Annotated in this window: 16 protein-coding genes; 9 read left to right on the forward strand and 7 right to left on the reverse strand. The window is 53.0% G+C overall.

The window, feature by feature from the left end:
* Positions 1 to 19 precede the first annotated feature (19 nt).
* Genes F3J40_RS12105 through F3J40_RS12115 form a run of 3 tightly spaced genes read left to right on the forward strand, consistent with a single transcriptional unit; the run spans position 20 to position 3,861 of the window.
* A complete protein-coding gene (locus F3J40_RS12105; RefSeq protein ID WP_167014925.1) occupies positions 20 to 751 on the forward strand; it encodes a gluconate 2-dehydrogenase subunit 3 family protein in 732 nt (243 codons plus the stop codon).
* A 13-nt stretch (positions 752 to 764) separates the two neighbouring features.
* Entirely contained in the window at positions 765 to 2,537 is a 1,773-nt protein-coding gene (locus F3J40_RS12110) for a GMC family oxidoreductase (protein WP_167014927.1), read from the forward strand.
* 10 nt (positions 2,538 to 2,547) lie between these two features.
* On the forward strand, positions 2,548 to 3,861 hold the full coding sequence (locus F3J40_RS12115) for a c-type cytochrome (RefSeq protein WP_167014929.1): 1,314 nt from the start codon (positions 2,548 to 2,550) through the stop codon (positions 3,859 to 3,861).
* Between the two features lie 52 nt (positions 3,862 to 3,913).
* On the opposite strand, the gene F3J40_RS12120 is transcribed toward F3J40_RS12115, so the two are convergent.
* From F3J40_RS12120 to F3J40_RS12130, 3 genes are all read right to left on the reverse strand, one after another.
* The gene (locus F3J40_RS12120; protein WP_167014931.1) at positions 3,914 to 4,831 is read right to left on the reverse strand and encodes a substrate-binding domain-containing protein; all 918 of its coding nucleotides are present in this window, start codon (positions 4,829 to 4,831) and stop codon (positions 3,914 to 3,916) included.
* Between the two features lie 86 nt (positions 4,832 to 4,917).
* Positions 4,918 to 5,697: a TIM barrel protein gene (locus F3J40_RS12125; RefSeq protein ID WP_167014933.1), complete on the reverse strand. Its 780-nt coding sequence runs from the start codon at positions 5,695 to 5,697 to the stop codon at positions 4,918 to 4,920.
* A complete protein-coding gene (locus F3J40_RS12130; RefSeq protein WP_167014935.1) occupies positions 5,697 to 6,716 on the reverse strand; it encodes a Gfo/Idh/MocA family oxidoreductase in 1,020 nt (339 codons plus the stop codon). The genes F3J40_RS12125 and F3J40_RS12130 overlap by 1 nt, the downstream gene beginning before the upstream one ends.
* Before the next feature lie 227 nt (positions 6,717 to 6,943).
* Between F3J40_RS12130 and F3J40_RS12135 the strand changes: the two genes are divergently transcribed.
* On the forward strand, positions 6,944 to 8,905 hold the full coding sequence (locus F3J40_RS12135; RefSeq protein WP_167014937.1) for a sigma-54-dependent Fis family transcriptional regulator: 1,962 nt from the start codon (positions 6,944 to 6,946) through the stop codon (positions 8,903 to 8,905).
* A 78-nt stretch (positions 8,906 to 8,983) separates the two neighbouring features.
* Here F3J40_RS12135 and F3J40_RS12140 read toward each other — a convergent pair whose 3' ends face one another.
* A complete protein-coding gene (locus tag F3J40_RS12140; protein ID WP_167014939.1) occupies positions 8,984 to 9,871 on the reverse strand; it encodes a helix-turn-helix domain-containing protein in 888 nt (295 codons plus the stop codon).
* 183 nt (positions 9,872 to 10,054) lie between these two features.
* On the opposite strand from F3J40_RS12140, the gene F3J40_RS12145 reads away from it, so the two are divergent.
* The 5 genes from F3J40_RS12145 (at position 10,055) to F3J40_RS12165 (ending at position 17,268) form a co-directional block, all read left to right on the forward strand.
* Entirely contained in the window at positions 10,055 to 12,325 is a 2,271-nt protein-coding gene (locus F3J40_RS12145) for a FepA family TonB-dependent siderophore receptor (RefSeq protein WP_167014941.1), read from the forward strand.
* A 239-nt stretch (positions 12,326 to 12,564) separates the two neighbouring features.
* Positions 12,565 to 13,581 carry a VOC family protein gene (locus F3J40_RS12150; protein ID WP_167014943.1) on the forward strand — a complete coding sequence of 339 codons (1,017 nt, stop codon included), beginning with the start codon at positions 12,565 to 12,567 and terminating at the stop codon, positions 13,579 to 13,581.
* A gap of 39 nt (positions 13,582 to 13,620) precedes the next feature.
* On the forward strand, positions 13,621 to 14,856 hold the full coding sequence (locus tag F3J40_RS12155; RefSeq protein ID WP_167014945.1) for an MFS transporter: 1,236 nt from the start codon (positions 13,621 to 13,623) through the stop codon (positions 14,854 to 14,856).
* Between the two features lie 44 nt (positions 14,857 to 14,900).
* On the forward strand, positions 14,901 to 16,181 hold the full coding sequence (locus tag F3J40_RS12160; protein WP_167014947.1) for an FAD-dependent monooxygenase: 1,281 nt from the start codon (positions 14,901 to 14,903) through the stop codon (positions 16,179 to 16,181).
* A gap of 37 nt (positions 16,182 to 16,218) precedes the next feature.
* Complete coding sequence (locus tag F3J40_RS12165) at positions 16,219 to 17,268, forward strand: amidohydrolase family protein (protein ID WP_240155435.1); 1,050 nt, start codon at positions 16,219 to 16,221, stop codon at positions 17,266 to 17,268.
* Positions 17,269 to 17,415: 147 nt separating this feature from the next.
* Here the strand turns inward: F3J40_RS12165 and F3J40_RS12170 are convergent, their stop codons facing one another.
* The 3 genes from F3J40_RS12170 to F3J40_RS12180 form a co-directional block, all read right to left on the reverse strand.
* On the reverse strand, positions 17,416 to 18,273 hold the full coding sequence (locus tag F3J40_RS12170) for a DUF2218 domain-containing protein (protein ID WP_167014949.1): 858 nt from the start codon (positions 18,271 to 18,273) through the stop codon (positions 17,416 to 17,418).
* A gap of 215 nt (positions 18,274 to 18,488) precedes the next feature.
* A complete protein-coding gene (locus F3J40_RS12175; protein ID WP_167014951.1) occupies positions 18,489 to 18,875 on the reverse strand; it encodes a RidA family protein in 387 nt (128 codons plus the stop codon).
* Between the two features lie 12 nt (positions 18,876 to 18,887).
* Positions 18,888 to 20,219, reverse strand: a complete 1,332-nt coding sequence (locus F3J40_RS12180) for a hypothetical protein (RefSeq protein ID WP_167014953.1) — start codon at positions 20,217 to 20,219, stop codon at positions 18,888 to 18,890.
* Between the last annotated feature and the right edge of the window lie 53 nt (positions 20,220 to 20,272).

Here is a 20,272-nt window from a genome sequence, read left to right on the forward strand (position 1 = left end):
TTATTCAATGGAGCATCGTATGGAACGTCGTAGTTTCATTAAAGCAGGTTTGGTTCTGGCAACAACAGGGACAGCCGCATCGGTATTTAAACCGGCAGGGGCGGCAGAGAAAATTTATAACGGTGGCAAGCTATGGCGAGCAAAAGAAACACTGCCGCCTACCCCGGCCGATCCTACAAAAAAAATGTACCTCAACCAGCGTGAATATGAACTAGTCACGGCTATTTTTGATCGCCTGATCCCAGCAGATGAATTGAGTATTAGCGCCTCTCAGGCGGGTTGTGTGGTCTTCATTGATAACCAACTGGCTGGTAGCTATGGCAAAGCCAGTTGGCGCTACAATACCGGGCCATTTGAAAAAGGAACGGATTCTCAAGGTAACCAGTCTCCTTTAACACCGGCTGAAATTTATCGCCACGGGTTGAGCGAACTGGATACGCATTGTAAGAGCCTGACCGGTAAATCTTTCACCGACCTCGATGATGCAGCGAAAGATCATTACCTCGAACAAATGGAAGCAAATAACTTCAGTTATCCTTCAATTTCAGGAAAAGAACTATTTAGTCAGTTCTTAACGAATGTTCAGGAAGGCTTCCTCGCCGATCCTGTTTACGGTGGCAATCGTAATATGGTGGGTTGGCGCATGATTGGTTTCCCTGGCGCGCGGTATGATTATCGCGATTACGCCCCGCTCAAGGGACAGAAACTTAATATTGAACCTATCAGCATTATTCAACTCCTGAAAGCTTAATAAGAAGAATATTATGAATTACACCAGACCAAAAGCGGATGCCGTTATTATCGGCCTCGGCTGGGCCGGTTCACTCATGGCTGAAGAACTGACCCGAGCAGGATTAAACGTGGTTGCCATTGAACGCGGCCCGTGGGAACAAACCCAAACTAACTTTTCCCCGGCGATTGCTGCCGATGAATTACGCTACGGTGTACGCCGCGAAATCCTCAAGCCCACCCGCGTGGAAACGTTGACCTTCCGTAACGACAGCAGCCAAAAGGCGTTGCCGGCACGAGACTGGAACGCCTTCCAGATGGGCTACAGCGTCGGTGGCGCGGGCAAGCACTGGGCTGCAAACGCCTGGCGCTTTAACCCTTCAGATTTCGAAATGGAAACCCGCCTGCGCGAACGCTATCACAACATGAAACTGGCAGACGGTCTGATTGTTCAGGACTGGGGCGTCACGTATCAGGATCTTGAACCGTTCTATGATCGCATCGAAAAAATTGCCGGTATTTCAGGTAAAGCAGGCGTGCTCAACGGTGAGAAACAAGATGGCGGAAACCCCTTTGAAGGAAGCCGCACCAGCGAATACCCCACACCGCCGTTAATTCGCTCCCACTGGAACGACAAATTCCACCAGATCACCGAAAAAATGGGTTACCACCCCTTCCCGATCCCGGCTGGCACCATTGGCGCAGCCTACACCAACCCACTGGGAATTAATTTAGCCCCCTGCACCTACTGTGGCTATTGCGGTTTTTACGGCTGTGGTAACTGGTCCAAATCATCACCTAACATCTGCGTAGTTCCGGCACTGATGGATCGCACCAATTTTACCCTGCTGACTGAATGCACCGCATTGCATATCGATAAAGCTGAAGACGGTAAAACCGTCACGGGTGTGACCTTCCTGGATTCCGATGGCAATACCGGTTTCCAACCGGCAGATATTGTCTGTCTCACCGCTTACCAGTTGGACAACGTCCGTCTGCTGCTGCTCTCCAAAATTGGTAAAGCGTATGATCACGCAACCGGTAAAGGGACGCTGGGACGCGCCTATAACTACCAGACCATGTCCATGGGCTACCTCTACTATGAAAATGAACAGATGAACCCGTTCATTTCTACCGGCGCGCTCTCCACCCAGATTGATGATTTCAACGGCGATAACTTTGATCACACCGGCCTTGGCTTCCTGGGCGGTGCTGGCATTCAGGCGCTGTCCGATCAGGGAACGCCATTGGGCATGACCGATCGCCTGCCACCTGGCAGCAAAATGTGGGGTTCAGAATGGAAAAAAACCTTCCAGAAGAGCTACCAGAACTACGCCAAGATCCAGGGCCAGGGAACATCTTACTCCCACCGTGACTCCTATCTGTCCCTTGACCCTAACTACAGCGACGAGAATGGCCAGCCATTATTGCGCCTGACCTTTGACTACAACGAGAACGATCGCCTGATGGCGCGCTATATCCGCGATCGCATCGAAGATATTGCGAAGGTATCTGGCGCGACCTCGTGGGAGACTGAGTCTTTCCCGGATAAACATAACTCTCCGTTCCGCGCCTACGACAGCTCGCACACCATTGGTGGTGCCGTAATGGGTAAAGATCCTGCCACGTCCGTGTTGAACCGCTATCAGCAACACTGGGATGCCCACAACCTGTTTGTCATGGGTGCCTCATCGTTCCCAAATAATGGCGGTTATAACCCGACGATTACCTTGAGCGCGCTGACGTTGTGGACGGCTCACGCCATCGTGAATACCTACCTGAAAAATCCAGGTCCAATGGTGAGCTGAGGAGAAAAAAATGGCGATTAAATTACGTAGCGCTGCTCTGGCGGTTGGCGCGGTAGTGGTGGCCGGTGCCCTCGGTTACACCGCGCTGGTCGAGTACGGATTACACAAAAGCTATCCGCAGTCCATTAAGGTGGCTGACACGGCTTCAGCCGATCAAATTAAACGGGGCGAATATGTTGCCCGTCTGTCGGACTGTACGGCCTGCCACACGCAGGAAGGCGGCAAACCGTTTGCCGGCGGCTATACCTTACATACGCCGTTTGGTGACATTTTGTCCTCCAACATTACGTCGGACAAAGAGACCGGGATTGGCGGTTGGGATCAGGAGCAGTTTGATCGCGCGGTGCGCCATGGGGTTGGCTCGCACGGTTATCTGTATGCGGCCATGCCTTACAATGCCTATGCCAAACTGACCGATCAGGATCTGGCCGATCTTTGGGCCTATATCCGCACCATTGCCCCGGTGAAGAATAAGGTGGTTGAAAACCAGCTGCCGTTCCCGTTCAACCAGCGCTGGACGCTGGCAGGCTGGAACCTGATGTTCTTCCACGATCAAGTGTTCCAGCCGCAGGAATTATCCACGGCGGAGATCAATCGTGGGGCTTATCTGGTTGATGGTCCAGGTCACTGCGCCTCATGCCACACGCCGAAGAACCTGCTGGGTGGTGACTCTTCCGCTTACTTGCAGGGTGGTGCGTTGCAGGGCTGGAATGCGCCAGATCTCACCTCAAATCCACACACGGGTCTGGGTAAGTGGAGTAATGAAGATGTCGTCAGCTATCTGCGTTCTGGCACCAACCGTGAAACGGCCTCCTCTGGCCCGATGACCGAGGCGATTGAGAACTCGACGCAATACATGACAGATGCCGATCTGCACGCTATCGCCAGCTATCTCAAATCACTGCCTGCGTCGACTACGCCGGTTCCAGCCGCCGTCGCCAGCACCAGCGAGCCGATGATGGTGGGTAAAAAGGTCTTTGAATCACAGTGTAGCGCCTGCCATGTTTCAGACGGTTCAGGCATCCGCCAGATGATCCCGACCCTCGCCGGAAACAGTCAGGTCAATGCGCCAGACCCAGCCAGCCTGTTAAATGTCGTGCTTAACGGCAGCGAAGGGCCGTTAACCCATGCTAACCCGACTGCTGCGGGGATGCCGGCCTTTGACTGGAAGCTGTCTGACAGCAATGTTGCTGATGTAATGACCTATATTCGCAATAGCTGGGGTAATGCTGCCACAGCGGTTTCGGAGCAGGACGTTGCGAAAGCCCGAGCAGCCACGCATGCGAAGCCCTGGGCAGGTCATGCTGAAGAGTCACAGCCGTGACTAAAGAAAACCCCCACAGCAGTGGGGGTTTTTATCATCCAGGCACGCGCTGTTAATTTTTCGCCGCAAACTGCGTGTAGTTTTCTGGCGTAATGGTCTGATAAGGCACCCAGTTATAGGTTTCCACTTTTTTCTTCTCCAGTAAGTCCTTAACCACCTGCACGGCCCCGGTCGCCTGCCCTTTGGCATCCTGGAAAATGGTTAGCGTCATTTTGCCGTTTTTCACAAACTGCTGACCATCTGGCGTGCCGTCGATACCTGCCACAAGAACCTTCTCATTCTTCGCCTGGTTTAATGCCATGATGGCCCCGATCGCCATTTCATCATTATTGGCCGCAATCGCATCAATCGGGCGCTGATTCAACAGCCAGCTAGAGACCACGTCCACCGCCTCGTTGCGCTGCCATTTGGCGCTCTGTTTTTCGATCACTTTCATGTCTTTATACTTAGCGATAACCGCCTCTACCGCTTTGGTACGTTCACGGGCTTCCTCATTTGACAGCGCTCCCATTAAAATCGCGACATTACCTTTGTAATTCATTTTCTTCGCCAGGGCTTCCATCTGCATTTGACCACCCAGCGCAGAATCAGAGCCGACATACGCCATATTTTCTGGCAGTTTCACCTCAGGTTTACGGTTCACGAACACCAGCGGGATACCGGCATTTTTTGCCGCAGCAATCATCGGCTGAACACCCTGGGTATCCACCGGGTTGAGGATAATTGCATCCACACCCTGATTAATAAAATCGTCTATTTGCTGAACCTGAACGGCAACGTCCCCCTTGGCATCAACAAACTGGCTGTTGAGCTGGTTGTCTTTTAACTCCTTCTCCATCTGGGTACGGAGAATAGAGACAAAGTTAAGATCAAAGTTCGCCAGTGCGACACCCACGGTGAAGGTCTTGGCACTCACACTCAAGCTAAGCAGCAGCGAACAGAGCAAAATCATCAGATTTCTGGTTTTCATAAGGTATTCCTGTAGGGGTGAGATATTATTTTTTTCAATACCATGCAGTCCGCCTGGCAACAGGCAAATACCCGGCGGCCACAGATTTACAGCGTAAAATGATCGCGGAACTGCTCCAGTGCAGCCGTGCTGTCCCCGCTGGCCCAGCCTTCCATCGCGACCGTGCCCTGGTAACCCATGTCATTCAGGGTTCGGGCGATGGCACGGTAGTTAATTTCTCCTGTCCCTGGCTGCTGGCGACCTGGGACATCCGCCACCTGAATTTCTCCGATGGCCGACCCCGCGCGGCGAAGTAATTCAATCAGGTTCCCTTCACCAATCTGTGCGTGATAAAGATCCAGATTCATTTTGAGTGCCGGGCTATTGACGGCTTCCACCAGCGCCAGGGTATCCGCCGCCAGCGCAAAAGGTGTGCCCGGATGGTCGACCGGCAAGTTGAGGTTTTCCAGGGTGAATACGCGCCCCGCCGCTTCACCCAGTTTGGCAACCTGACGCAGTGTCTCAGCCGCTTTCAGCCACATGGCACCCGTGACGGCCTCTACGGGTTTCACCGGCAAGCCTTTGTCATTCAGCCCGGTGCCATGCAGGTTAAGGCCAGGACAATTTAAACGTTCAGCCACAGCCAGTGACGCTTCTGCGCTATGCAATAGCTGTGCAATCTCCTCGTCGTCAGTCAAATTGCCGCTGAGATAGCCCGTCATTGAGGTAAAGCGCGCCCCGGTTGCTGCCAGTGCATCAATGTCTTTATTTGCCCATCCCCAGATTTCGACGCCAAATCCGAGCTGGTGAATACGTTTTACCCGCTCGACGAACGGAAGATCGAGAAACACCATTTCGGCACAAACCGAAAGAGAATAGCTGGCCATTAGCGCTCTCCCAGCTTGATCGGTTGCTGCTGGAGGGCTGATTCAATGCAGGCCAGGGCAATTTCCAGCGCATTGCGGGCATCTTCGCCGGTTGCTCGTGGCACCTCGCCACTGCGAATACAGCGTGCGAACTCCGTGAGCTCCGCGACATAAGCCGCATGCAGCAGGTCGGAATCGAGGCGTGAGGTTTCGATAGCAATACCGTCCTGGTGATAGCGCACACAGTGATTGGCATTGATATGTCCCGCCTGCAACATCCCTTTGCTACCAAACACTTCACCGCGTACGTCATAACCGTAGACCGCCTGGAAACTGGCTTCCGCGATAGCGATCGCGCCGTTGTCAAAGCGCAGGGTGACAACCGCAGTATCAAGCAGCCCTTTATCTTTGAAGTCTGGACGAATTAAGGCATCGGCCAGTACATAGACCTCCGTTGGACGGGCTCCGGGGTTGAAGTGCAGCAAAGTATCGAAGTCATGAATGAGGGTTTCGAGGAAAATGGTCCACTGCGGGATCGGAGCCGGATCGCGCAGGCCAGGATCGCGCGTCAATGAACGGCTCAGCTGCGTCGTCCCATTTTCACCGGTCTTGATGGCGGTGATAGCCGCAGCAAAACCACTGTCGAAGCGACGGTTAAAACCGACTTGCAACACCACCCCCGCCTGTTTGGCCGCCGCAATTGCCCGGTCCGCCTCCTCTAACGTCACCGCCATTGGCTTTTCACAAAACACATGTTTGCCCGCCTGTGCAGCGGCAATGACCCATTCCGCGTGGATACGCGCCGGGGCCGCAATCACCACCGCATCAATATCGGCATCCTGCAACAACGCATGGAGATCGCTGTAAAACTTCGCTACGCCAAGCCGCTGAGCCAGTTTCTCCGCCGCACCGGCAACGGGATCGGCTACAGCCGCTAACACTGCACCGGGAATACGCCAGGCCAGATTCTCTGCGTGGAAGCTGCCCATTCGGCCCGCGCCAATCAGGCCAACACGAACAGGTTGAGTAGATAATGTCATCGTTACTCCTTGTTATTTAAGCGTTATGCAGCGGTAGGGTTGGTGTTGTCCACATTCAGGTTGGCTTAAACACCTGTCTGGAGATGAAATTGCAAACCCGATGCCAGGTTTATATCGGGGTTTTCTGTGACGAGAGGCGCAGGAACAGAGGTGGGATTGGCAGTAAACTTTACATGTCAACTTAACATGTAAAGATAATGAACATATCTCGCCCAGTGGGATCCGTTATGCAGACGCAAATTCGACTTCCGGTCAAAGATGAAAGCGATCCGATTTTCAGCCTGCCTGATTCCGCTGAGGCTGCGGAGTGGCACAGCCTGCTGTGGCAGGGGTGGCAAAGCTTCCAACGGGGTGAGCACCCAGGCTGGATGCGACAAAGTATTCTCCACTCCTGGCAACGTTCACAGCAGAGACAAATCGATCCGGCGCATTTTAGCTACATCTCCCCGCCCGCCGAGGAGCTTGCAGCTATCCTGGAATACAACGCCGAGCTGGTGCTGGTGGCACGCAGCATCATGGAAAATTTGCTGGCCTATAACCCGGATGGCCATATTAATCTGACGGATGCGCAAGGCGTGACGCTGCACTACTGCGGCGCTGATCTCACCCCGGTTGGCAGCATTTTGCGCGAAGATGTGCTCGGAACGAACTGCACCGCGCGTTGCCTGATCGAACAGCGGCTGGTCTATGTATTGAGCGGGGAAAACTGGAAACTCGATCTGCGTAAACGTCACTTCCAGTGTGCGGCCGCGCCCGTGCGTGCGGCCAACGGGAAACTGATTGGCGTGCTAACCCTGACGGCTACGCCAGATAACTTTAATGCGCATACTCTGGGTACCGTGCAGGCGGCAGCTGAAGCTGTTGGGCAGCAGCTCATCTTGCGCCGTTTGCTGGCCGAGCAGCAGTCGATTCTGGAAACCCTGAATGAAGGCGTGATTGTCTGTGATAGCCTCGGCAGGATCAAAACCCTGAACCGCTATGCCCGTCAGCTCTTTGGTGGCCTCGACCCACAAGCGGGGCCAATCGATGTTCTGCTCAAGCCACAAAATGCTTCTCTCCTTACGCTGCCGTTTTGCAACGATCGCGAACTGCTGTTCCATCCGGAAGGCATGGCTCCGGTTGCCTGCCTGATTTCGTTGATCCCGGCACCGGACGGTGGGCGGGTTCTTTCTCTGCGCGAAGTGCAGCGCATTCGGGCAATTAGCCGCAAAGTGATGGGCTCAAGTGCCAGCTATACCTTTGAGATGATTCAGGGCATCGCCCCCCGGCTGTTACAGGCGATTCAGAAAGCGCGAGCCAGCAGCCGGAGTGACAGTACCGTGTTACTGAACGGAGAGAGCGGCACGGGCAAAGAGCTGTTCGCCCAGGCGATTCACAACGCCAGCGCACGTCACGCCGAACCCTTTATCGCGCTCAACTGCGGCGCGTTGCCACGTGATTTGGTGCAGAGTGAGCTGTTTGGCTACGTTGATGGCGCTTTCACCGGCTCACGGCGCGGCGGTGCCGCAGGGAAATTTGAGCTGGCCGATGGTGGCACGCTGTTTCTTGATGAAATCGGTGAAATGCCGCTGGAAGCACAAACCAGCCTGTTGCGTGTGCTACAGGAGAGCGAAGTATTACGCATCGGTGCTGCGACACCCATTGCGGTTAACGTACGCATTATTGCCGCAACCCACTGCAACCTGCTGGATGCCGTGGAAAAAGGCGCTTTTCGTCGCGATCTCTACTATCGCCTCAACGTGATTTCGCTGGAAATTCCGCCGCTGCGCGCGCGCCAGGAGGACATTGCGCCACTGGTGAATACCTTTATTCATGCCCTTTGTACCCGCCTGAAGCGCATGCCGCCACAGATGTCCCCCGAAGCGATGCAGTGTCTGCAAGCGTGGCACTGGCCGGGTAACGTACGTGAACTGGAGAACCTGATTGAACGCATGGTCAATCTTTGCCAGGAGACGGAAATCACGCTACAGGACTTGCCGGAAGAGATGACCGAGCACCGGCATGTTAGCTCGTCAGAACACACCCTCACCTCATTACAAGACAGTGAGCGTCAGCATATCCTCGCGGTGATCGCCCAGATGCAGGGCAATTTACGGCAATCCGCGCAGGTATTGGGCATTTCACGCACCGCGTTGTATAACAAGCTGAATTTATGGGGCATCGATATGGCGGCACTGCGCAAGTCATAAACACCAAGGCGAGAATATATGGGTCAAAATGCATGCACCGATAACCGATGCGGATCATTCTTCCGCATCGGTTACAGGCTAGCCCTGCAACACGGTTTTTACCGGTACATAATAATTTAACGCGACGTTCCCCTGCTCATCACCGAAACGCGCCCTGCCCTGTAAAATAAACTCTTCGATATCCATGCCATCGACGCGATTTAATTGCATATCATGTAATCTGACATTGTAAATATGCTTAATAAAGCTTTCCACTCGCGAGTAATGGCCATGAAAGGTGAATTTCGCATAACAGGTCTCCACGATCAGCGGAATTTCGGAGGTGGCTGAACCGGTGTAGCTCGCCATCGCCTCCGGAGAGACACAGGTAATATAGCCATATTTTACGCCACACAGTTCAAAGCCTGACAATTCTGGTCCAGTGAGGCAATAGACTTTGTCAGGCTTTACCGAAAACTGCGCCAGAAAATTGTCCCATTTGCTTTTTCGTTGTGCCACTGGGTGCTTGTCCAACTCATCAGGACTGAGCGTATAGCTATGATACAACCCCTGTAAGTTGGCGACAGGCACTGACGTCAGCGTGACGGGATGATTAAATTCTGGCTCATACTTTTGCAACGTGGGATACAGTATTTCCCAGTTCATCGTACTGTTCTGTCTGATTTGCCCCGGCGTTAATCGAAAGTGTTTCATGAACTCTTTGTTTAACGTTTGCTGTGAGTCATAGTCAAACCATGAGGCAATTTCAGCCAGCGGCATAGAAGAGTATTTAACCACCTGCGCGGCCAGTGCGAGCCTGCGACGGCGGCAATAGGTGGCAATATTAATCCCAGTTACTTCTGTAAATACGCGCTGCAAATACCACTTTGAATAACCGGAACGTGAAGCGATGTCATCTATTCTGAGTGGCAGATGTTTATGTTCTTCAATCCACTCCACCAGATTATCAATACTGCTTTTTATCATTTCCCTTCCCCAGACGGCATCAATTCATTCTGATGATGATTTTTATTTTTAATATTGACTGCTAAATAGCCTACCCAAATTGGCGGCAACTGACGACTGCACAAAAGTCCAATCTTTAGCCCCTGTGCAAAGCGATAATAATGATTCTCATTTGCTTGTAAAGCGTTTACTCAAGGATACCTCATGCGTGTTTGCTTCACCCCCAGACCGGTAAAAACCAGTCTGGCCGTCGCGGTTGGCGTTGTTTTGTATGGATCATCTTTTGGCACCCCTGCCGCCGAAACACTGAGTCTGGTGGATTCTGCGCCAGCAAAAACCACGACCAACACCAACAAAAACAATAAAAAAGCGCTTATCGAAGAGGATGCAGGGACGCTGCTGGTTACCGCAAAGCCTGAAGAAGCCCTCAAGCAGCAAGCGGGCGCATCGCTAATTACCCAGCAGGATATTGAAAAACAGCCTCCGGTGAATGATCTGTCCGAGATCATCCGCAAGATGCCCGGCATTAACTACACCGGTAACGGCGGGACCGGTGCTCGCGGCAACGATCGGCAGATCGATATTCGCGGCATGGGTCCGGAAAATACCCTGATTCTGATTGATGGCGTACCGGTCACGTCGCGTGCGTCAGTTCGCTATGCCTGGACCGGTGAGCGTGATTCCCGTGGTGATACCAACTGGGTACCCCCGGAGATGGTGGATCATATCGACATTCTGCGCGGCCCTTCGGCGGCGCATTACGGCTCAGGCGCGATGGGCGGCGTAATCAACATCGTCACCAAACGCCCAACCAATGACTGGCATGGCTCACTGTCACTGTTTACCAGCCAGCCCGAGGATGACAAAGAAGGTGCCACTAAGCGCTCGACCTTTAGCTTAAGCGGTCCGCTGGTCAAAGATGTATTAACGATGCGTATGTACGGCAACATCAACAAAACCGATGGCGATGCCTACGACATCAACAAAGCGCAGAACGGAACCAGCGCCGCTGGCCGTGAAGGCGTACGTAACCGCGATATTAATACCGGGCTGACCTGGAAAATAGATCCCAGGCAGTACGTTGATTTTGACTACGGCTTTAGCCGCCAGGGCAATATTTATGCCGGTGACACGCAATACAGCAACGGGCGCACTACGTTGCCTCAGTCGCTGGTGGGCCAGGAAACCAACCGGATGTATCGTCAGAACTACAGCCTGACGCACAACGGTATTTGGGACTGGGGGCAGTCAAAAACCATTCTGAGCTACGAGCGCACGAAAAACTCACGCATGAACGAAGGGCTGACCGGCGGTATTGATGGCACCATCACCAATACCCAGTTCAGCGACAGTAACTACAAAACCTGGCGCGCCAGCCAGGAATTTACTGTCCCGTTTACTCTGTGGGTAGACAATACCCTGACGGCTGGCTTCGAGTGGGATCGTGAAGCATTAAATGATCCTGCCGCGACCTCCACCAACGTTGATGTCACCACTGTTGGGGGTGTCTCAGGAAACTCGGCCCTACGCAGCAGCAAAAATAGCCAGCAGCTCAGCGCTATTTATCTGGAAGACACCATTGATGTGCTGCCAGGCACCACGCTGATTCCAGGCATTCGCTTCGACTACAGCGATAAATTTGGCAGTAACTGGAGCCCCAGCCTCAACCTTTCGCAGGATTTAGGCGACCACTTCAGCCTGAAAGCCGGTATTGCGCGCGTCTTTAAAGCCCCTAACCTGTATCAATCGAGTGAAGGCTATCTGTTAGCCAGCAGCGGCAACGGCTGTGCAATCAACAGCACCAGCGGTTGTTATCTGATGGGTAATGGCAATCTGCATCCTGAAGTCAGCGTTAATAAAGATATCGGCATTCAGTGGAATGACAGCGGCTTTGCTGCCGGTCTGACCTATTTCCGTAACGACTATCAGAACAAAATCGTTTCCGGTACCGATACGGTGCAGTCAGTCTACGTCAACAGTACCTACTACTCTGAATGGTATGACGTTTATCGCTGGGAGAATGGTGGCAAAGCCGTCACTCAAGGCCTGGAGGGGAACCTGACCTTGCCTCTGGTAGCGGATAAACTGACGTGGCGTACTAACGCGACCTATATGTTTACCTCGAAGCAAAAATCGACCGGCAATCCACTCTCGCTGGTACCGAAATATACGCTGAACCACATGCTGGACTGGAACGTTACCGATGATCTCTCAACCAACATTTCCTGGACAATGTACGGGCGTATTCATCCGCGTACCCACGCAGAGCACCGCCGGGATAGCACCACCGATACAGAGTTGCCGGCCTACTCTATTTTCGGCTGGAACCTCAAATATGATCTGAACCACAACGTTCGCTTTAACGCCGGGATTGGTAACCTGTTTGATAAACAGATCTATCGTTCCAACGAAGGGGCTTACACCTTCAACGAACCGGGCCGTTATTACTACGTTGGCATCACCACCTCTTTCTAATCAGTAACCTATGACAAACCGCCCCTGCTGGGCGGTTTTTTCCTGCCGCCTTCCCCACAGCAATTTACGGCTTTGATCATAAATTGTGCGCCCGATCTCCAATTGCAGACACTCAATGAGATATATCTATTAACGCGATATATCTAAATTCACACATCCCCGGTTACCGAAGTCAGTTTTGATAGCGCGGGACACACAGATAACACTGAAGTTAGTTCTGTCTGAGAGAGAACATATCCATGCCACAGATTGATGAGTTGGTTTTGGTTCCCCCGTTTAACGTGACACGCGCCAGTCACGTCGTACTGAATGTCCGTGACCTTGCGGCCAGCAAACGCTTTTACACTGAACTGGTGGGGCTGGTGATCAGCGATGAAGATGACGCAACGGTGTGGTTGCGTGGACTGGAAGAGCGCGCGCACCACAGCCTGGTATTGCATAAGTCCCACGACCTTAGCTGTCAGCGTATTGGCATGCGCGTCGCCAGTGAAACGGATATTTATCAGGCGCAGGAGGTTTTTGCTCGCCAGGGCCGAAAAACCGAGATGCTTGAGTCTCCTTTCCAGGGCCTGACGCTGGTCGTCAATGATGATGCTGGCGTCCCGCTCGAATTGTGTGCCGATATGACGGCGTGTGAACGCATGCTGAAACACTATGATCGCTACCGGGGCGCTTGCGCGCAGCGTCTGGACCACTATCAACTTCAGACCCCGGATGTGCGTCAGGCCTGGGCGTTTTATCAGGCACTGGGATTCAGAGTCAGTGAGTATACCTACTCCCAGGAGCAGGCCGATCTGCCGCATCTGTGGGGCGTCTGGCTACAACGCAAAGGCAATCCTCATGACATCGTTTTCACACAAGGCCCAGGCCCGCGTCTGCATCACTTCGCCTACACCTTGCCCGACAGCAACGATTTAATTCGTGCCTGCGATGTCGCGGGTGCACTGGGCTATGCCTCTTGCCTTGAACGCGGCCCCGGCCGACATGGTATCAGTGGGGCGCTGTTTATCTATTTCCGCGACCCCGATGGCCATCGTATCGAGTTGTTTAACACCCACTATCAGCATATAGATGCTGAACCCGCACAGGGATGGGATTTGGCCGATCCACAACGCGCTGACCAATGGGGGCTTCCCGCACAAAGCAAATGGTTTGCCGAGGCTACGCCCTTTACCCATGTGCCGCTCTCATCGCCCGACCTCCATATCGATCCTCCGACACTGGAACGTTTTCTGGCTATGGCGAATGACGCTTAGTGAAGGCATCTCAACCCCACTTCTCATCGGGAGAACAACGTGAGTAAAGTCATTCAACACCCTTTAGTAAGAATCTTTTTAGCGTATGCCTTGGGCGTCATGGCGGCGATGACGGTCAGCGAGGCGGTTACCGAATTAGGTGCCATTGCTAACGCGTTCCACGTTTATGACCACGGCAAAATTGGCATGATTATGTCGTTGCCCTCGTTGATGGTCGCACTGGGCGCATTAGGCGCAGGCTATATCGTTGACCGCGCCGGGGATCGTGTGGTGTTGCTGATGGGGGCAGGCGTGATTGTTGCGGGTGATGTACTGGTCGTCGCAGCCCCGGTGTTTCACTGGTTATTGTTAGGGCGTGTGGTCACGGGTATTGGTTACGTGCTGACTGCGGTGGCTGCCGTCACGCTGTTAATTCGTATCACTACGGGTAAACAGCGCAATATGGCGATGGCTCTCTGGTCGACTTTCGTCCCTGCCAGTTTCCTGCTGCCGTTCCTCTCAGCGGGCATTGCCGAACATTTTGGTAGCTGGCGAGCGGCATTCCTCGCGCACTCAGTGCTGACGTTAGCGTTAGCTACGCTGGCGCTGGTGAGCCTGCCAAGGCGCACATCCGCCGAAAAAGCACAGTTCTCACGCACGCGTGGCCTGAGCAGCGTCTTACGCAGCCCGTGGGTCTATCTGTTGGGTATCTCTTTTGGCGCAGACGCGTTCCTGCAAACGGGCATCATCTCTACGCTGGCCCCCTGGTTGTCTCAGCGCTACAACGTCCCGGTGGTTGAAGTCGCACACTGGAACGTCATGGCGATGATATGCAATGGCATCGGCTGCCTGCTGGTGGGTTATTTGCTGAACCGGGGCGTAAGAGCGGTTTTGATTGGCTGCTGCGGCTTGCTCATTACGGGAGTGCCTGCATTAGCGATTTACCTGCTGCCACTCGGCTTTGCAGTCTCGATTGCCGCCTCCTGGCTGTTTATGTTTGGCAGTGGATTGCTGGTGGGGATGTGGGCGTTAGCCCCCGTAGTGGCACCTTCACGCGAAAGTATTGGCGCAACCAGCGGACTGATCACGCAGCTGACGTTGGTTGGCGTATTCCTCGGACCGCCACTGTTCATCGTCGCACAGAATAGCGCCAGCACCTCACCAATCACGCTGCTCGTGGTGTGTGGATTGGTGGTCTGTTTGACCGGGATCCCCATCTGGTTACGCGATGTGACCTCTCACCCTGGGCGGGAAGGTAACGGTTCACCCCAGGACTCATTGAAAATTCACAGTTAATCGTCTCTGTTTCGCTATAAGCAACACTACAAGAGGAAGTTATCATGTTGGATATCGTCATCATTGGTGCCGGTCCGGCTGGACTGGCGGCTGCTCTGCGCCTGCATCAGCAAGGTTTTCGCCCGCGCCTGTTTGAAGCAGTGGCAGAAATTAAACCCCTCGGCGTTGGGGTTGATATCAAACCCTATGCGGTAAAAGAGCTCACCGAGCTGGGGTTGTATGAGGCGTTTGTTGATATCTCGGTCGATGCTAAAGAATCTGTATTTTATACCGGTCACGGCCAGCAAATTTTCGCCGAAGCATGCGGGACTTACATGGGCTACGAGCATGACCAACGCTTCGTTCATCGTGGTCAACTACAGATGATGCTGTATAAAGCGGTACAGGAGCGACTCGGCGCAGAGGCGATTACGCTTGGCACGCGCTGCACCCGTTTTGAGCAAGATGACCAGGGCGTCACACTCCATTTCGATACTCAGCACAATCCGGATGCCCCTGCCACCGTGCGTGCTGATGTGGTCATCGGCGTTGATGGCATCCGTTCTGCGATCCGCGCTCAACTCTTACCGGACTCGTCACGCAGTCACTTCTCAGGGCTGACGCTCTATCGTGGGGTCACCGTTATGCCGCCGTTCAAAACCGGGGGCAGCATTCTGCACATCGGCGATCCTGTACGCCAGGGGACGCTGATTGTCTATCCGATTCAGGAAAACGTCGATGGCCAAGGCAACCAGTTGGTGAACTGGGTGATTGAGCAGAACGAAAAGCCGCAAAGTGAAGAAGACTGGAACCAGACCACGGGCGTTAAAGAGATAGAAAACGTTTTTGCCGATTGCCAACTCGATTTTCTCGACGTGAGCGCGATGATTCGTAACGCACGCGAATGCTACCTGTTCCCGCTGATCGATCACGATCCCCTGCCGCAGTGGTCATTTGGCCGGGTCACGCTCCTCGGCGATGCCGCCCACGCGATGTACCCACGTGGAGGCAACAGTGTCTGCCAGGCATTTGTCGATGCCCGCGTCATCGCCGATAAGCTAGCCACTGTCACCGACCCGGTAGTGGCGCTAAAAGCCTATGAACAAGAACGTCGTGAAAAAGTGAACTGGCTGGTGCTGGCCTCTCGTGGTGAAGGTCCGGAAGTGGTCAGACGCATTGTGGAAGAACGCAGTGGCGGCCAACCTTTTGCGGATATCGAAGCGATTTTCCCACACGAAGAAGCCCTGTCTATTTTTAGTGAGTATCACGCAAAAGCCGGAATGCGTATTCCGGGAGAAAAAGAAAAACAAAGTAAATATAAATCTGTTTTTGCAACACAAAAATAACCCCCTCTTTTTTGGCTAAATACATGACAAGGAATTAATGATGAGAAAGATTATTGATGCAAATATGCACTGGCTACCTGGTGAGCTTTTTTCAGATAAAAAGTTGCTTAATTCATTTCTTGATTGCGTGCCTAAACAGTATGGCGTACATACCCGAGTGGAAAAAATAGAGGGAAAAGAACTCAGCCAACTGATTATTGAACAGCCTAAAGGTTACATCAACCTCAACTATGCTGAGGGGCAATATACGCTGGAGAGTCAACTGGCTGACATGGAAAAAGCCGGTGTCGACCATGCTATTTTCCGTTTGCCGGTGTGGCAAGAGTGGCTCGACCTGGAGACCTGCAAAGAGGTCAACACACGTATGGCTGACTATGTTAAGCGCAGTCAGGGCCGTATGTCCGCCCTTGCCGTTGTGCCACCCTGGGGCACGGATGCGTGTCTGCGTGAAGTCGATCGTTGCCTGAATCAACTTGGATTCCGGGGTGCACAGATTGTCGCGCACTATGGGCAAATCTATCTGGATGACGCCGCGTTTCGCCCCTACCTGAAATACCTCAACGACCTCAATGTGCCGGTGGTGGTCCACCATACACCGTTGCCGGTGGATTTTAACTCGGTGCTGCCTTACACCAACCAACGTCGCCAGTTTGGCCGCTGTGTCGACCAGGCGACGGCGGTCGGGCGTGAGCTGTTCAGCGGGATGTTTGATGAGTTGCCAAATCTGAAATTTATTCACTCCATGCTGGGCGGCGCGTTTTATGCCTTTGCCGATATGCTGGTTCCCCCGCAGCACCAGTTCAATGATGCGGTGGATCGTTTCCAGACCGGCACCGGCAACCTTCGTGCTCAGTTAAGTAATAATATCTTCTTCGATACCTCAGGCGCGCCACAATGGGGCAAAGCGCAACTTGAAGCCGCCGTGAAGGTTATCGGTGGCAAGAATATTCTTTACGGTAGCTCTTACCCTATTCGTAAAGACTGGTTCTTCACCGGCATAGAAACGATTGATAGCCTGGATATTAGCGACGAAGACAAAGCCAATATTTTAGGGGGCAATGCAGCAAGGATGTTTAAACTGGATTGATCCACTACGGTTAATCATATTGACTACCACTTTATTATTTAAGTCTATGCGGCGGGCCTCTGCTCGCCGCTTATTTGTTCAACGTTATACCGGGATTGTGTTTCTCACTAGCATTACGCTTATTTCTGTCGAAGAAAAAATAAAATCTCAGGTAATTTCCCAGTGAATTTGCAATATTTCCCGCACAGCCTCTTTTTCCAGATGGCGTTGCAAAATATGTTGCATCTCAATCAATTTTTCCGGACTTAATGCGGTCAGCGTGACGCGGAAAATGCCTTCCAGCGCTTCCATCCGAACTTCTCCCATGCTCATTCGGAAATGCCCGCTGTTTTCATCCGTCACCACGGGCGTACGGTGTTGAAAGTGACTGCACAGGCGGCGCAGGAAGCGTTCGCCATTCGGCGTAACAATCTCTGCAACACATTTCGCGGCCCCTTCACTCAGCATCGGTGCGTTGAGCAGTGCTTCAATTTGGTTTGCCGCAACATGAATGATCCCACCGATGCGCTCAATCAGTTCTTCCGCCACAGGTTCTCGCTTCGCCCGCAGGCTCAGCGCACGCTTCAGGTGGTCCATGGCTTCGACTATCGCCTGGGGCGACTGGCCTTGTGGTTTCACGGCCGCCCGTGCAAGGAGCATGTCAATCGAGGCCTTATTAGCACTGAGAAATGCTTGCCCCTCAGAGGTGATGCTATAGCGCTTACGTCCCCCTTTTTCCAGGTCGATTTCGGTATAGCTACGGTCGTAAAGCCAGGTGAGCGCAGGGTAAAGCACCCCCGGACTCGGCTTATACGTCCCACCCAGCCGCTCGTTCACGGCGTGGATCAGTTCATAACCGTGGCTGGGCTGTTTGGCGATAATCGCCAGTAGCAGCAGGCGAAGCTCTCCATAATCGAAAGTGCGTGAACGGCGCTCCTGCTTTTCACGTCCCGCGGGCGCAGCTTCTGCACTGGGTTCGATTATCCGATCTTCCTTGTTTTCACCTGAACGGCGTTTTTGCACCATCGTTGACCCCGACTCAAAGACCACACTGTGTAACTGGATTTAAATATATCGAAATTTTCGTAATACACCAAATCTCACCACATAGAGTGTGGATTTGGACGCAAATTCGTTGATAGTTGTCGCATAATCACAGGATTTAGCCGCTGCATAAGCACACAGGCAATATAGAGAAAGGCACGGTCAGGTACAACGTTGACTGTGCCTTGAGAGGAAGTTTAGTTCGACAGCACCGCGACAAAATCACACTGGATCAGGATATTGCCGCTGGATGTGCTCTCCAGCGTATGGCGCGCTGGGCGCGAATTAGCATCCGGAAACAGCGCTTCCCAGTAGGAATTGACCACCGTGCGCTGAGTCTTATCCTTCATCCATAGTGTCACTTTAATCACGTCATCCAGCGTGCCGCCTGCGGCGCTAACAATGCTCTGCAGGTGTCCGAACATCAGCTCACACTGTCTTTCGAGGCTGTCTGGAACCTGCTGTGTCGCCCCTTCGCGCCCGTATATCACGCCAGAATAGAGCATCTGGCCGATACGGCTGGCCGCAGGAACCGGATTCGCATGGGGAAAGGCTTCAATATAAATGCTTTGTCGCTTCGTCATGATGTCTCCTGATTAATATTCGTCATCCGCCATTTTTTCGCCAAAGCGATAAACCAGACGCAGACGTTCAGCGTGATAATTACCGGTGACGGCATTCGGGGAATGGACATAGTCAAATTCAAATTCAAGATGCAGGCGCGGCGTCAGGTTGTAGCCAAGGATCATAAAAGCCGCGTTGATGTTCTCTGCCGGTAACGGATAGTAAATCCCGGTAGAATCTTTCAGCTCGAGTCTGGTTACGCCAAACACGCCGAGATAACGTTCATCGTGATAGGCATAGCGCAGCGCAAAGGCGTTTCCGGGTTGATTGGTTGTCACCATGGAGACCAGCGGCTGACCGCTCTCTAGCGGAGTGTGGTCATAAATGCCGTAGCTATAAGGGGCGAAGAAGCCGCCACTGAGGAATGCCCCTTCTTTGGTGGGCACATGCGTAGCCGCAAAATAGATATCGTGATTGCGTGAACGTACGCCAATCCGGCCGGAATAGAGGTCAGTATCAATGTTGTGATAGGGATAAGCCTGATCGGTGGCGTCCCACTCGTGGAGATATTGCGCGCCCCAGTAAGGCGTCCAACTGCCAAAGCGTAGGCTATCTACCGGGATCTGCACGCCGCCGTAGCCCAGCTGTGCTCGCTTATCGAAGTTGTAATACCAGGCCTCTGCGCTGGTATTCCACTGCTGACCATAACGCAGGCCCAGCGTGGTAAAACCGTTGCTGTCCACGGATGGCATGGTGGTGTCTTCGATTTCTGGCGTGCCCGCATCACCTTTACCAAAGGTGTCTGAACTCAATGCTTTAAAACTGTAAATGCGCCAGGCGTTGAGTTTCAAATCCCCCTTCTCGTTAAGTGCATATGTGCCGCCGAAACCCTGATACAGGGCGGGAATCATGGTCCAACCCTCACCTTCATTCGCAAACGGCGTATCCAGTCCGATCCTCCCGGCTTTTAGATCTAATCCATAGCCCTGGTAGCGCAAAAAAGCTTTACCCAGCACAGTGGTGTTACTGGACGGCAGGTAAATCTCTGTCCGCTCAGCGTCAGAGGGATTGAGGCCAAGGTTGTAGGCACCATAAGCCCCCAGACCAAAGCTAAAACCGCCGATTTCAGGGCTACGGTACTGCACATCCCCACCCACTGAGCTGGTCCGCTTGTTGGGCAAGGTGCCGCTAAACTCCTTGAAATAGGTCATGGTTTTTAGTTCACCAGAGATATTTCCCTGCGCCAGCCAGCTATTCAAACTGTCAGTATCGGTTGCCGGATCGGCAGCAAAACAGGTGCTGCAAGCCAGAGCCAGAGGGATAAGGGAAAATGTATTGCTGCGATTATTATTGATAAAACGCATGGCCAGATAACCTCGTATCACCAGGTAAAATTGATTTTTAGGTACAGCGCGGC

The sequence above is a fragment of the Candidatus Pantoea multigeneris genome (assembly GCF_011752615.1).
GTDB lineage: Bacteria > Pseudomonadota > Gammaproteobacteria > Enterobacterales > Enterobacteriaceae > Pantoea > Pantoea multigeneris.